We start from the raw sequence: 13652 nt of genomic DNA on the forward strand, positions 1-13652 counted from the left end.
ACATGAGCAGAGAAGGAATACAGGAGGAAGAATCGTGGACCATCTCTGATCTTGCTCAACAATTAGATGTCAGCACCAGAACGATTCGATATTACGAAGAGCTCGGCTTGATTTTTCCCAGTCGGACAGAGAAGGGAAGCAGGCACTATAAGCGCAAGGATCGTGCCAGGCTGCGACTCATTCTGCGAGGGAAGCGCTTCGGATTTTCGTTGGATCAGATTCGCGAGATGATTGAGCTGTTCGACGAGGACCGTACAGGTCGGGCGCAGCTTTTGCGAACGATTGAGTACGGCAACCAAAAGCTGGCTGAGATCGACGAGAAAATCATGGAACTCCGACAACTGAGAGAAGACATTCTCGTCTACAAGCAAAACTTTGAACAAAAATTGCTTGAAGAAAATGAGGAGGAGAAACGATGAACGTATCAGCTCTGCTCGCAGCAAACGGAAGGAAATACCCTGACAAGCCCGCTCTGGTTGCAGGAGATGTAGAGGTCAGCTATTCCCAGTGGGATACACGCTCTACGCAGTGGGCTTGCTATTTGCGAGAGCTTGGCATCGAGCAAGGGGATCGGGTCGTCATGCTAATGCCCAATTGTCCGGAGTTTGCCATTTTTTACGTTGCCGTCATTCGCAGTGGTGCCCTCGTCGTGCCGGTCAATGCACGCTCAACCCAAGAAGAAGTACGACATATATGTGAACATGCCGGAGCAAAGGCACTTCTTGTTCATGATGCCCTCGTGCCTATCGTGAATGAGTGGGTCTTCCAAACGCCGCAGCTTGTAGCAATCAAAACAGGAACGAGTCAAGGGAATTGGCATGGCATTGCTGACTGGGATGCCAATGACATGTCTTTCGATAGTGTGAATGCGCTTTCATCTCAGCCGTATTTGGTGAACATGAACGAAGACAGCGAGGTCAGCATCCTCTATACATCTGGCACGACTGGACGCCCAAAAGGGGTGCTTTATACACATAGATGCTTATTGACTGTCGCGAAAATGATGTCGATTGAATTGACGATGACACATCGTTCTCGCATTTTGCATTTGATGCCACTGAGTCATTCGGCTCCCCTCCACCTCTTTTTCATTGCAGGGCTCATGCTTGGCGCCACCCAGGTAATGGCCCTGGCCTTCTCCCCGCAGCTTCTTTTGGAGTTGGTGCAGCAGCATCGGATTACGCATTTCTTCGGAGCGCCAGTGGCGTATTTGCTGACGATGAAGCATCCCGAGTTTGCGTCGTACGATTTGTCTTCCATTGAATATTGGATGTATGGCGGGGCTCCGCTGTCCAAAGAGATGGCTTCGCTCATGGAAGAAGCTTATGGACGCGATAAACTGGCGTGCGTCTACGGCTTGACAGAGGCAGGGCCGACCGGAATGTGTCTCTTGCACCGAGAGTATCCGGACAAAATCGGCAGTATAGGCAATCGTGGTGTATTGTTCGTTGAAATGGAGGTCGTAGACGAGCAAGGAGAGCGATGCGCCAGTGGCGAAGTGGGCGAAATTCGCTTGCGCGGGGAAGGAACAATGAAAGGATACTACAACAATCCGGAGGCTACAGCTGAAACCATACGCGATGGTTGGGTGTACACTGGCGATATTGTACGAGTGGATGAGGATGGATTTCTGTGGATGATTGATCGCAAAAAAGATGTGATGATCACGGGTGGGGTAAACGTCTACCCTAAGGAAATCGAGCAGTTGTTAGAGCGTCATCCGTCGATTGGCGAGGTAGCTGTTGTTGGTTTGCCGCATCCTGAGTGGGGCGAGACGGTTACGGCGTATGTGGTGCTGAAATCAGGACTCGATACCAACCGAGATTGGCTAGAGGAAATCCAGGGCTTTTTGCGTGGTCAACTCGCCGATTACAAGCTCCCCCGACAGGTGAATATCGTTCCTGCTTTGCCTCGGAACACGAGCGGCAAAGTCCTGAAGCATGTATTGCGTGATGTCAGCTACCAAAAGGAAGTGGAGCTGCGATGAGTGATTTGCAAACGAGCATTGATCAGCGAACTTACAGCGACAACATCCCGCACCCGCGTACGCCACAGGAACAAAACTTTTTCAAAGCAGATCCCAACCTCGATTACTTGCTGGAACGTTATCTCCCTGCCTCCATGCAAGAATGGGCCAGACAGCAGTTGAGCTGGCTAGGCGCCCAAGTGGCAGGACCCATCGATGAGCGTGCCGCCTATACAGACAGAGAAGGCAAGCCAAGATTGAGAAAGTACAATCGGCTGGGCGAGGATATTTCCGAGATTATTACCAATGAAGGCTACAAGGAAACAGTAGCAGAGGTTTACGGAGCAGGCATCGTCAGCTATTTGTATCAAGACATTCCTGAGTTGGGGAGAAAAGCGCCGTACAGCTATTCCTTTTTCATGGGCTATCTCGTGAGCCAGTCTGAGCCGGGCTTCTATTGCCCTGTGACTTTGTCAATGTCAGCCGCTTATTTAATTGATCGTTATGGCAGCGAAGAACAAAAGGAGCAGTACCTGTCAGGATTGATCTCTCGCGATCGCACTCGCTTGTATGAAGGAGCTACTTGGCTGACGGAGAGACAGGGCGGTTCTGATGTGGGTGCGAATTTGACTGTAGCAGAGCCAGTAGCAGGTCGGCCGGGTGTGTATCGACTGACAGGAGAAAAGTTTTTTGCGAGCAATGCTGGAGCATTTGTTGCCACTGTTTTGGCGAGAATCGATGAGGAGAAACCGGGGACAAAAGGACTCGGACTGTTTTTGGTGCCTTGGATAAAGCCTGACAACGAACGCAACCATATCCAGGTACGCCGTTTGAAAGATAAGCTGGGAGTCAACGCCGTACCATCTGCGGAGATACTGTTGAACGGGGCAGAGGGTTATTTAATTGGGGAGCCACAGAACGGCTTCAAGTACATGGCAGAAGCCCTGAATCTCTCGCGGATTTGCAACGCGATTGCTTCGATTGGGATCATGCGTCGAGCTTTTTACGAGGCGAGGTATTATGCTGAGCAACGTCGTGCATTCGGGAAGCCAATCGATCAGTACCCGATGGTAAAAGAAATGCTGGTGAGCCTCTTATTGGATACGGAGGTCAGCACGGGTGCGGTGTTTGATATGATTGCTGTCTATGATCGCTTGCAGTCTCATTCTGCGAGCAAAGAGGATAACGCGCTTGCCCGCCTGCTGATTCCTTTGCTGAAATACCGTACAGGGGAAGAGGCTGTCGAATCGACCCATACCGCGATTGAAATTCATGGCGGTAACGGCTATATCGAGGAATACGTGACGCCGCGTCTGTTGCGTGATGCGCAAGTTTTGACCGTATGGGAAGGCACCTCGAATATACTCGCACTCGATATTTTGCGTGTGATGCAAAAAGAAAACAGCCACGAAGTGTTTAGCCGATTGCTTCGGGAGCGCATAGCTGGCTGGAAGCATGCCTTTTCACAGCCGTACGCCGAGTTGATTCGGACGCAACTGGCTATCCTGGAGGAAAATATCGCCTATCTCATGCAACAGACCCATGATTATGTAACGTACAAATTAAAAACGCTCGCGGATCATATGGTAGATTTGTACACCTTATCATGCATCGTCAGTGAAGCAGAGGAACAGGTGACACGTGAGGGAAATGCCCGAAAATACATTTTGGCAAAGCTGTATGCAAAAAAGCATTTCCATTCACAGGAAAAGCGGGGGATTCAAGCTGATTCTTTGCTGGATGTACAATTCTTCACCCAACTGGTGGAGTATCAGTCTGTCAGCGTAGAAGAGTGGGCCCAACAGTCCGGTATTGTTCCGACCCGATAATCAAAAAGCGCCGTTAGACCACTTATTGGGTGGCTAAGGCGCTTTTGATTTTTACGCATACCGTTTGCGGCGAATGCTCCAAATAAACCAGATCGCAGCAACTACGCTTGCGACCGCCAGCAGCGTGATCTCAAAGTATTCGTCGATCAGAACTTTTGCGTGTTTTCCGTATAAATAAAACAAGGTGCCAATCAGATAAAACTTCAATCCGCGCCCAATGATCGCATAAAACATGAGCTTGGTCAGCGAGTAATTGAATACGCCAGAGAGCACAGTGAAAACCTTGAAAGGAATGGGGGTAAAAGCTCCAATCAATACGGCAGCATCCCCGTTTTTTGCGAATTTTTCCGTCGCTACGATAACCCATTTTTCAGGGAGAATCTTGTGCAAAAGTGGTTTTCCCAGCCATTTCCCCAACAAAAATCCGATGGGGGCGCCGAGGACGGAAGCAGTAAAAGCTACTGTTGCAAACTGAATCGCTGAGTCCGGATCGAGCAGACTCATCCCAATTTGCATAAAAAACGGAGGAATCGGACTAATAAATGAGTCCAAAAATGCCATGGCTGCGAGTCCCCACATCCCATATTGCATAAATAGCTGTGTGATATGTTCGAGCATGAGCATCTCCTTACGAGGTTTTTTCTATTGTAGCCATCTTATGCCAGTTTGTCCAAAGAAAGACCACAACGGAAGTAAGATGCCGGAAGGAAAAATGAGGAAATAGGACGATTGACTCATTAAGTAGTTTCCAAAATATCCCGATCATAAGTGGGTGTGGAATGTCATGACGAAAGGGATATTTGTTAAATGAAAATGCCATTATCTATCAAAGTCATTCAAGGGTTTATGCTGTTACAAGTCATCGTATTGGGAGGCCTCTATTTTGTGGTTTCACAGGCAGATCCGATGAACTTGAGCCACTGGGCCAGTAAAATGGTTTTCAACGTGGTGACGATGCCAGAAGATATGTTGGATCAAAGCTACGTGTTAGGAAGAATGCAAGGAAGATTAATGTTTCCACTGATCATCACCACTTCATTGTTCATCTTCATACAGATGAGGTTACTAAAATCGTCGATTGTCTGCATAAGTTTGGCGATTTTACTGGATATAAGCAATGGAACTTTCTTGATCGCCATCGTGTATGTAACCCTTCTTTTGGTGGTGACCCACAACAAACAATCGAAGATATATTTTAATCGGGAGCATCATGAAGTTACGCAGACGGTTTCAAAATAAAAAATGAGTGTTCCAATGAGCTTATCCTAGGTCGAATATTGGTAATGAAGTCCTTGTTTTTCATTGACGCTAGGAAAGATTATCCACTAAAATGTAGGGAAACAGGACAAACATCATGGGAGGAACCAATGAAAACATTGGGTTCGGGAAAAGTCGTTTTCTATGCACCAAACGGGACTAGCTTGCAATTATCAGGGGAAATTGACGTACGTGGTGATCGGGTATCCATAACAGAAATCATCTATTTTAATGGCCAGCCAAACGGAGCGCGCGAAACGAATTTGCCACTCGCACAAACCGTGATTTACTGGGAGCCAGAAGTGTACGAACAGATCGGATATGAAGAACAATAAGAATTATTGCGATTCCAAACCCTGTCTCTTGCAGGGTTTTTTCGCGTATGGCAGCGTATCTGTCAGCACCTCGAGCTATAGCCGATGTCCCGGTATTGTGTTATGATGTGGGATGGAATTTACGTATGGTACAAGGAGTGATCCTTATGATCGATTCTATATTGGAACGTGCTCTCGCAGGTGAACGACTGGGTCTCGAAGACGGTCTGGCTTTGTTTGCGAGCAATGAAATCGAAAAGATCGGACATTACGCCAATCTGGTCATGCAGAAGCATCATCCAGAACCGATTGCGACCTTTGTCATCAGTCGCAACGTCAATTACACGAACGTATGTGACACGTATTGCCGTTTTTGTGCCTTTTATCGCCGCCCAGGCTCTTCTGAAGGATACGTTCTTCCCAGAGAGACTATTTTCCAAAAAATTCAGGAGACTGTGGACGTTGGCGGTACGGAAATCTTGATGCAAGGCGGTACCAATCCAGATCTGAAGCTGGATTATTACACCGACCTCTTGCGCGCGATCAAAGAACGCTTCCCGCAGATTACGATGCACTCTCTGTCTGTAGCGGAAGTGATGAAAATTGCGGAAGTTTCCAACATGTCTGTCGAGGAAGTGCTGAAAGAACTGAAGGCAGCGGGTCTGGATTCCTTGCCGGGAGCGGGTGGCGAAATCCTCGATGATCGCACACGCCGGAAGATTTCCCGATTGAAGGGCTCTTGGACTGACTGGATTGATACCCAAAAAGCCGCACACCGTGCAGGCTTGCCTGGTACAGCTACGATGGTCATTGGTTTTGGGGAAGAGATGGAGGAGCGCGTACTTTCTCTGTTGCGCATTCGCGATGCACAAGATGAGACAGGCGGATTCAAAGCGTTCATCGTCTGGACATTCCAACCGGACAACACCAATATGAAGGCTGTCAACAACACGCCAGAGGAATACTTGAAAACACTGGCAATTAGTCGCCTGATGCTGGATAATATCGAAAACTTCCAATCTTCCTGGGTGACGATGGGCCCGCATTATGGTCAGCTTTCTCTCTCTTACGGAGCGAACGATTTCGGCCAAACGATGATGGAAGAAAACGTTGTTTCCGCAGCGGCATGTACGTACAAGGTCAACACGAACCAAATTTTGGAGCTCATTCGCGGCGCAGGTAAAATTCCTGCACAGCGCAACACACAGTATGACATTCTGCGCGTTTTCAAAGACGGCGAGATGGCAGAACGTGATTTTGTCATGCAAAACTAAAAAAACTCTTAACGCTTCTCTGCCCCTCCTAACAAAGGGAAATCGGCAGGGAAGCGTTTTTTGGTTTTTTAATCAGGAACTTTTTACCTGCAACCTTCCCTGAGTTTCCAACCGTTTAAAAGTATATCGCTCCTGACGGGACATATACTGTAACTACAATGGCGGTTGGGGGGATGGTTATGCAGACGTTTCGCGTATTGCTGGAGAATGTCCCTGAGCATTGTGACACGTATCGGGCTATCGTAAATGAGATGACGGAGCGGGTCAACACTGCACCGGTGCGCATTACATACAGGGAGCAAGAAGAGAATGGATACCTCTTGTTCTACTTTCAAAGTTGGTGTGAGAGTGAGTATGACGCGCAGACCATCGAGTGGGCGAGAGCCTTCGTTGCTCTTACATTAGCCGAATGGGTCATTCAGGTGAGGGAACCGAGAATTATGGAAGAAATGGCCGCTGACTTACTCGCTGCCGAACAGATGGAAACCGAGTGGGCGGAGATATTTCCTTATATTCAACGCATGTGTCAAGAAGTCGAGCTAGATGGCAGGGAACTGTTAACGGCTACAACACGCAAGGCAAACGTATATCGCAAAGTTTTCACCTATCTGGAATCGGAGCGAACGATCAACGTCTTGGGCTTCGTCCGGTTTCGATTGCAGGAGCATTGGAACGAGCTGTTCGAACTCGTGGAAACTGGTATTGATGAATATCTGGAAGACAAGCAATACCAAGAGTTTGTCGAGCTGTTGCGCTATTTCATTGCTGTACAGGAAACCAAGCAGGAAATCGTTCATGTCGTTCCTAGTGTGGACAAACCTTTCCATCTTTATGATAAAAAAGGGGATCGTCTTTGGCTTGAACAGTTAGATACCGTTCTAAGCATGGACGAACAAAAATGCAGGGACGAGGATTATTTGGTCAGTGCTTTGGTTACACTGGCTCCTGAGAGTATCGTGCTCCATATGGCTTCGGAAAAGCCTGGGCTTGTACAGACGATCCGCAGTATTTTTGACGGTCGGCTCATTACTTGCCACTCTTGCTCGCTTTGCCTATCCGAGCGACGTGTACTTGACGGGAATAATCCCTCTAAACTATAATAGCAACAACAACTTTACATCGCTTATAAATACGATGAGAAGGACACGGACAATAGTAAGGGCGCTATAGAGAGGCGGGCCACAGGCTGGAAGCTCGCTGCGAACTGTTATTGATCTACCACCTTCGAGTAGCTGCCGGGAACGAAGCGTAGGCTTTTACTATCGGTATGCCGGTTAAATACCGTTACATGGAATGAAGGAGTCTGTTTTTGTGAACAGACTTGAAGTAGGGTGGTACCGCGAGAACACACTCGTCCCTTTTTGGGGATGAGTGTTTTTTTATTTTCTCAACCAAACAAGATACAGGAAGGAAGAATCCGCAGTGGCACAAATTCATGTTACTTTCCCAGATGGAGCCGTTCGTCAATACGACGCTGGGATTACTATTGAAGACATCGCAGGCTCCATTAGCTCTAGCCTGAAGAAAAAGGCAGTAGCTGGTAAAAAAGATGGCAAGGTTGTCGATCTGTACACAGAACTCACAGATGACGCAGCGATTGAAATCGTTACGCTCGATTCTGCCGATGGGTTGGAAGTATACCGCCACAGTACAGCTCACTTGCTCGCTCAAGCGGTAAAACGCATTTACGGCGCTGAAGTGAAGTTCGGAATCGGTCCTGTGATCGAAGATGGCTTCTACTACGACATGGATATTCCGGTTTCCCTTTCCCCAGAGGATTTGGGCAAAATCGAAGCAGAAATGGAAAAAATCGTGAAGGAAGACCTGCCAATTCGTCGCAAAGTCGTAAGCCGCGAAGAAGCAACTGCGATTTTCCAAGAACTGAACGATCACCTGAAGCTGGAGCTGATTCGCGACCTGCCAGAGGATGCGACTATCACACTGTATGAGCAAGGCGAATTTTTCGACCTCTGTCGCGGACCGCACTTGCCGTCTACTGGCTACATCAAAGCATTCAAGCTGATGAGCGTGGCAGGTGCATACTGGCGCGGAAAAGCAGAAAACCAAGTTCTGCAACGCGTATACGGTACAGCTTGGCCGAAAAAAGCAGACATGGATGAATATCTGCACTTCATCGAAGAAGCGAAAAAGCGCGATCACCGCAAATTGGGTAAAGAGCTGGGCCTGTTCATGTTCTCCGAGGAAGCACCAGGTATGCCGTTCTATCTGCCAAAAGGCTTCACTGTTCGCAACGAGCTGGAGCAATTCTCCCGCCGTCTGCAGCAATTGGCACAATACACTGAAGTGCGCTCTCCGTTCCTCATGAACGAGCGTCTTTGGAAAGAATCCGGTCACTGGGATCACTACAAAGAGAACATGTACTTCTCTGAAGTTGACAATGCGACTTACGCCTTGAAGCCAATGAACTGCCCAGGTCACATGCTGATCTATAAAAACGAGATGCATTCTTACCGCGACCTGCCGATTCGTTACTCCGAGTTCGGGCAAGTTCACCGCCATGAGTACTCCGGGGCATTGAATGGAATGCTGCGGGTGCGCACCTTCTGTCAGGATGACGCTCACGTATTTGTCCGTCCTGATCAGATCGCGAGCGAAATCAAAGGCATGATCACTTTGATTGACAGCATCTACAAAGTATTTGGTTTCGAATACAGTGTGGCTCTGTCCACTCGTCCAGAAGATTCCATGGGCTCTGATGAGCTGTGGGAAGCAGCAGAAAGCTCTCTGAAAACAGTGTTGGAAGAGCTCGGCATGGCATATGAAATCAAAGATGGAGACGGTGCGTTCTACGGACCGAAGATCGACTTCCAAATTACCGACGCGCTGAAACGCCGTCACCAATGTGGAACGATCCAGCTGGACTTCCAAATGCCAGAGAAATTTGACCTGACTTATGTTGGTCAAGACAACGAGAAGCATCGTCCAGTTGTTTTGCACCGTGCGATGTACGGCTCCATGGAGCGCTTTATTGGTATCCTGATCGAGCACTACGCAGGTGCATTCCCGATTTGGCTGACACCAATCCAAGCACGCATCATGAACATCAGCGAAGTGCACATGCCATATGCAGAACAAGTAAGAGAAAAACTGCAACAAGCTGGCATTCGTGTAGAGCTGGATGGCCGCAATGAGAAAATCGGCTACAAAATCCGTGAAGCACAAGTTGAAAAAATCCCGTACATGCTGGTCATCGGTGAAAAAGAGGTGGCTGACGGTACACTGTCCGTCCGCAAACGCGGAGTGGGCGATGAAGGCGCGATGACAGTGGATGCGTTTGTAGAAAAAATCCGCGCTGAAATCAATGAAATGAAGTAATAGCGCATAGAAGTAGAGCCGTCCTGAAGTTTCGGGCGGCTTTTTTTAATATATGCTTACTTGATACGTTTACTTGGAAAAAAGAACGGGAAAAGGATGTAGAGTAAGTATACTTATCGACATCAAGAAGAACAGCGGGGGATTCGCATGCGGGTAAGCATTAAGCAAAGACTGATAGCAGCATTTCTTGCCATTATTTTAATCCCGATTGGGGTGATCAGCTCATTTGTATATGTCAGTATGGAGGAGCGAATCCAGACTTATTTTATTGAATCCTCGACAAAAGAAGTGGCTCAGGTAGACAACGCGATTAACTTGTATTTCGACTCGATTCGTGAAAACGTCAACCTGATAGCAAGCAGTCCCTTACTGAAGAGTGCAGATAACACCATCACGACGTACATGGACAAACCAACCAAAACCAAGCATACCCCACTGCAAAATGGCGGGGTAGAGGCTGCTATTTTTCAAGATTTCCTGCGATTTGTCGATTCTCATCCGAATACTGCATTTATTTATTTAGCGACCAAATACGGAGGATACATACAGTGGCCGACAGATGATGTCATTGCGAATTACGATCCGCGTACAAGAGATTGGTACAAAAACCCAATGGGGAATCCCGGAAAAGTGATTACGACAGATCCTTATCTCTATTTGGGCGACAACAGTATCGTAATCAGTAACGTAACGATGCTAAAGGATAACAAGGGTGAACCACTGGGCGTTGTTGGACTGGATGTGAGTTTAAAAGGGTTAACCGACATTTTGAAAGAAATTAAGATTGGGAAAACGGGTTATCTCATGCTGGTTGGCAAAGACGGAACGATTTTGGCTAATCCCAAGAACCCCGAACTCAATTCGAAAAACCTGAAAGATACGCAAATTCCTGAATTGGCTGCTATCACTGAGAATACCTCCAGCAGCTTTGCAGTCACGATGAACGATACTGAGTATTTGGCGAACGTCTTTACTTCAGAAAAAACTGGCTGGAAATATATTTCGTTTATTGAAAAAGCTGAACTCTCGGCTGAAGCCAATCAAATCGGTTTCATCATCGGCGCATTGAGCATTTTGTTTGCCGTACTAGCGGTTGTCGCTTCTGTTCTTTTCTCGCACAAATTCACCAAGCCATTGCTTGCCATCGTTGACCAGATTGCGCAGATTGGTCGTGGTGACTTTACCGGAGAATTGCCCAAAAACCTTTTGGAAAGAAAAGACGAAATCGGCATGCTTGGTCAGAGCATTCAGGTGATGCAGGTATCCATCCAAGGACTCATTCGGGAAGTTCAAAAAGCGGTTAACACCCTCTCTACTTCGTCAGACAACATATCGGTGCGCTTGGCGGACAATGTAGATACCACGAACAAGATTTCTACTACGATACAGGAAGTAGCGAGTGGGGCGCAAAATCAGCTCAGAGGTACGGAAGAATCCGCAAGAGCGATGGAAGAAATGTCGATCGGCATCCAACGCGTGGCTGAAACAACCTCTATCATCTCGGAATCATCTACAAGTACAGCGGATGAAGCGCAGCTAGGAAACCAGTCCATCCAAAAGGCTATCCAGCAAATGGACTCCATCCGTGGCTCTGTGGAACATTCTGTAACCGTCGTCAAGCAATTGGGTGAACGTTCCAAAGAAATTGTACAAATCATTGACGTGATTACGGGAATTGCTTCCCAAACAAATCTGCTTGCTCTCAACGCAGCTATCGAAGCTGCTCGTGCGGGAGAGCATGGACGAGGTTTTGCTGTCGTAGCAGATGAAGTGAGAAAACTCGCTGAACAATCCGATGAATCTGCTCGTCAAATCGCCAACCTCATTCAGGAGATCCAAACAGATACGAACAAGGCGGTCAACTCGATGGATTCAGTCAATCAAGATGTTCAGGTTGGATTGTCTACTGTACTGGAGTCAGGAGAAGCTTTCCAACGCATCTTACAAGAAATTCAACAGATAACCGATCAAATTCAGGAGGTATCTGCTGTCTCTGAACAGATGTCCGCCGGATCGGAACAAGTAGCAGCATCTGTGGACGAAACTGCCCAAATTGCAAGGGTTTCAGCGCACAATGCTGAAAATCTGGCTGCTTCCTCCAAAGGTCAATTGGCCACTATGGAAGAGTTTGCCGTTTCATTTGAATCCTTGAATCAGATGGCTCGCGAACTGGAAAGAATGATTAGCAAGTTTAAGATATAAGAATGCATAGCGGGAAGAGTACGAATGTCAGGAGGAATTCGTACTCTTTTTTTTGCAAAGCGGTCCCATTTATGACACAATGTGCTGTTTGCGTTTGAAAATTTGGCGATTTCGATTTAAGATAATAGACTGATACGAAGTCGAAATACGGTATGATGAAGATAAGGGAACAAGTCGTCCTATAGATAAAAGGAGAGTGAACATCTATGCCAGATAAAGTGCTTGATTTACGGAACCGTCCTCTCCGAGATTTACGAATATCTGTCACCGATAAATGTAATTTTCGTTGCCGTTATTGTATGCCTTCCGAAATTTTTGGGCCAGATTTTGAGTTTTTGCCGCAAAGCAAGTTGCTGACCTTTGAGGAGATTACCCGTTTGACCCGGATCTTTACTTCGCTTGGAGTGGGGAAAATCCGCATTACCGGCGGAGAGCCATTAATGCGCAGAAATTTGCCTGAATTGATTCGAATGATACGGGAAGTAGAAGGCGTCCAGGATATTGCGATGACGACCAACGGTTCTCTCTTGTCCCGCCATGGGCAAGCACTGAAAGAAGCAGGTCTGGATCGGGTCACGGTCAGCTTGGACAGCTTGGATAATGAGCGCTTTGGGATGTTGAATGGAAGAGGTTATCAGGTCGATGCCGTACTGGATGGGATTCGTGTTGCAGCAGATGCCGGGCTTTCGATCAAGATCAACATGGTGGTACAGCGCGGAGTCAATGATCAAGATATTTTGCCGATGGCACGGTACTTCCGTGAGCAAGGGCACACCCTTCGATTTATTGAATTCATGGATGTGGGAAACAGTAACGGCTGGCGGCTGGATCAAGTCGTACCTTCCCGTGAAATTGTGCGCATGATCCATGAAGAGATGCCGTTGGTAGCGACCGAAGCGAACTATTATGGAGAGGTGGCTTCCCGCTATCGTTATGAGGGATCGGACCAGGAGATCGGGTTGATCTCATCGGTGACCCAAGCTTTTTGCTCCACTTGTACGCGGGCTCGACTGTCGGCAGAAGGGAAATTGTACAATTGTCTCTTCGCTTCATCCGGAGATGATTTGCGCGAACCAGTCCGTGATGGACGTACGGATGAGGAAATTCGCGAGTTGATACGTGCGATCTGGGAGCGGCGTGACGTGCGCTACTCGGAGGAACGACTAAGTGAAACACCTGGTCTCGCCAAGCGTGAAAAGGTCGAAATGTCCCATATCGGGGGATAATTAGGTATTAGCCTTGACAAAAACCAAGCTTCCTAGTAATATAAATTGCGTGTATAAACACTTCATACTTCGAGAACAAGCAGAGGCGCCCAGCTTCTCACCTGGGTCGACGTCGTATACGACTGTTGACAGGTAACTCTTACGCAAAGATCCTCGGATCTGATGAAATTGCTTAGGTGAGATATGTGCGGGCGCAGATTGCGTTCGCACATTTTTGTTCCTTCTCGAAATTGACGGGGGTGGCAAGT

The 13652-nt window shown here is 47.6% G+C and carries 11 protein-coding genes and 1 other annotated feature; of the genes, 10 read left to right on the plus strand and 1 reads right to left on the minus strand.

The window, feature by feature from the left end:
• The first annotated feature begins 2 nt into the window (after window positions 1-2).
• Genes C7R91_RS27275 through C7R91_RS27285 form a run of 3 tightly spaced genes read left to right on the plus strand, consistent with a single transcriptional unit; the run spans window position 3 to window position 3795 of the window.
• Window positions 3-419, plus strand: coding sequence for a MerR family transcriptional regulator (locus C7R91_RS27275; RefSeq protein WP_047070945.1), 417 nt, complete (start codon window positions 3-5; stop codon window positions 417-419).
• The gene (locus C7R91_RS27280) at window positions 416-1987 is read left to right on the plus strand and encodes a class I adenylate-forming enzyme family protein (protein ID WP_047070946.1); all 1572 of its coding nucleotides are present in this window, start codon (window positions 416-418) and stop codon (window positions 1985-1987) included. The genes C7R91_RS27275 and C7R91_RS27280 overlap by 4 nt, the downstream gene beginning before the upstream one ends.
• Complete coding sequence (locus tag C7R91_RS27285; protein ID WP_047070947.1) at window positions 1984-3795, plus strand: acyl-CoA dehydrogenase family protein; 1812 nt, start codon at window positions 1984-1986, stop codon at window positions 3793-3795. The genes C7R91_RS27280 and C7R91_RS27285 overlap by 4 nt, the downstream gene beginning before the upstream one ends.
• A 51-nt stretch (window positions 3796-3846) precedes the next feature.
• Here the strand turns inward: C7R91_RS27285 and C7R91_RS27290 are convergent, their stop codons facing one another.
• Window positions 3847-4413 carry a YqaA family protein gene (locus tag C7R91_RS27290; protein WP_047070948.1) on the minus strand — a complete coding sequence of 189 codons (567 nt, stop codon included), beginning with the start codon at window positions 4411-4413 and terminating at the stop codon, window positions 3847-3849.
• Between the two features lie 189 nt (window positions 4414-4602).
• Between C7R91_RS27290 and C7R91_RS27295 the strand changes: the two genes are divergently transcribed.
• The 7 genes from C7R91_RS27295 (at window position 4603) to moaA (ending at window position 13404) form a co-directional block, all read left to right on the plus strand.
• Complete coding sequence (locus tag C7R91_RS27295; RefSeq protein WP_047070949.1) at window positions 4603-5034, plus strand: hypothetical protein; 432 nt, start codon at window positions 4603-4605, stop codon at window positions 5032-5034.
• Window positions 5035-5162: 128 nt separating this feature from the next.
• Window positions 5163-5387, plus strand: coding sequence for a hypothetical protein (locus tag C7R91_RS27300; protein WP_047070950.1), 225 nt, complete (start codon window positions 5163-5165; stop codon window positions 5385-5387).
• Window positions 5388-5533: 146 nt separating this feature from the next.
• Window positions 5534-6640 (plus strand): cyclic dehypoxanthinyl futalosine synthase, encoded by a 1107-nt coding sequence (gene mqnC / locus C7R91_RS27305; protein WP_047070951.1) that lies wholly within the window; start codon window positions 5534-5536, stop codon window positions 6638-6640.
• 179 nt (window positions 6641-6819) lie between these two features.
• Window positions 6820-7740 (plus strand): putative sporulation protein YtxC, encoded by a 921-nt coding sequence (gene ytxC, locus C7R91_RS27310; RefSeq protein ID WP_047070953.1) that lies wholly within the window; start codon window positions 6820-6822, stop codon window positions 7738-7740.
• Window positions 7741-7765: 25 nt separating this feature from the next.
• Window positions 7766-8002, plus strand: a binding site (T-box leader).
• 60 nt (window positions 8003-8062) lie between these two features.
• Window positions 8063-9976, plus strand: coding sequence for a threonine--tRNA ligase (gene thrS / locus C7R91_RS27315; RefSeq protein ID WP_047070955.1), 1914 nt, complete (start codon window positions 8063-8065; stop codon window positions 9974-9976).
• Between the two features lie 147 nt (window positions 9977-10123).
• The gene (locus C7R91_RS27320) at window positions 10124-12178 is read left to right on the plus strand and encodes a methyl-accepting chemotaxis protein (protein WP_047070956.1); all 2055 of its coding nucleotides are present in this window, start codon (window positions 10124-10126) and stop codon (window positions 12176-12178) included.
• 206 nt (window positions 12179-12384) lie between these two features.
• A complete protein-coding gene (gene moaA / locus C7R91_RS27325) occupies window positions 12385-13404 on the plus strand; it encodes a GTP 3',8-cyclase MoaA (RefSeq protein WP_047070957.1) in 1020 nt (339 codons plus the stop codon).
• The last annotated feature ends 248 nt before the right edge of the window (window positions 13405-13652 follow it).

Source organism: Brevibacillus formosus (assembly GCF_003013405.1).
Lineage (GTDB): Bacteria > Bacillota > Bacilli > Brevibacillales > Brevibacillaceae > Brevibacillus > Brevibacillus formosus.

Coding starts and splice junctions, on each gene's coding strand:
- C7R91_RS27275 (WP_047070945.1), top strand. CDS start 3: ATGAGCAGAGAAGGAATACAGGAGGAAGAATCGTGGACCATCTCTGAT.
- C7R91_RS27280 (WP_047070946.1), top strand. CDS start 416: ATGAACGTATCAGCTCTGCTCGCAGCAAACGGAAGGAAATACCCTGAC.
- C7R91_RS27285 (WP_047070947.1), top strand. CDS start 1,984: ATGAGTGATTTGCAAACGAGCATTGATCAGCGAACTTACAGCGACAAC.
- C7R91_RS27290 (WP_047070948.1), bottom strand. CDS start 4,413: ATGCTCGAACATATCACACAGCTATTTATGCAATATGGGATGTGGGGA.
- C7R91_RS27295 (WP_047070949.1), top strand. CDS start 4,603: ATGAAAATGCCATTATCTATCAAAGTCATTCAAGGGTTTATGCTGTTA.
- C7R91_RS27300 (WP_047070950.1), top strand. CDS start 5,163: ATGAAAACATTGGGTTCGGGAAAAGTCGTTTTCTATGCACCAAACGGG.
- mqnC (WP_047070951.1), top strand. CDS start 5,534: ATGATCGATTCTATATTGGAACGTGCTCTCGCAGGTGAACGACTGGGT.
- ytxC (WP_047070953.1), top strand. CDS start 6,820: ATGCAGACGTTTCGCGTATTGCTGGAGAATGTCCCTGAGCATTGTGAC.
- C7R91_RS27320 (WP_047070956.1), top strand. CDS start 10,124: ATGCGGGTAAGCATTAAGCAAAGACTGATAGCAGCATTTCTTGCCATT.
- moaA (WP_047070957.1), top strand. CDS start 12,385: ATGCCAGATAAAGTGCTTGATTTACGGAACCGTCCTCTCCGAGATTTA.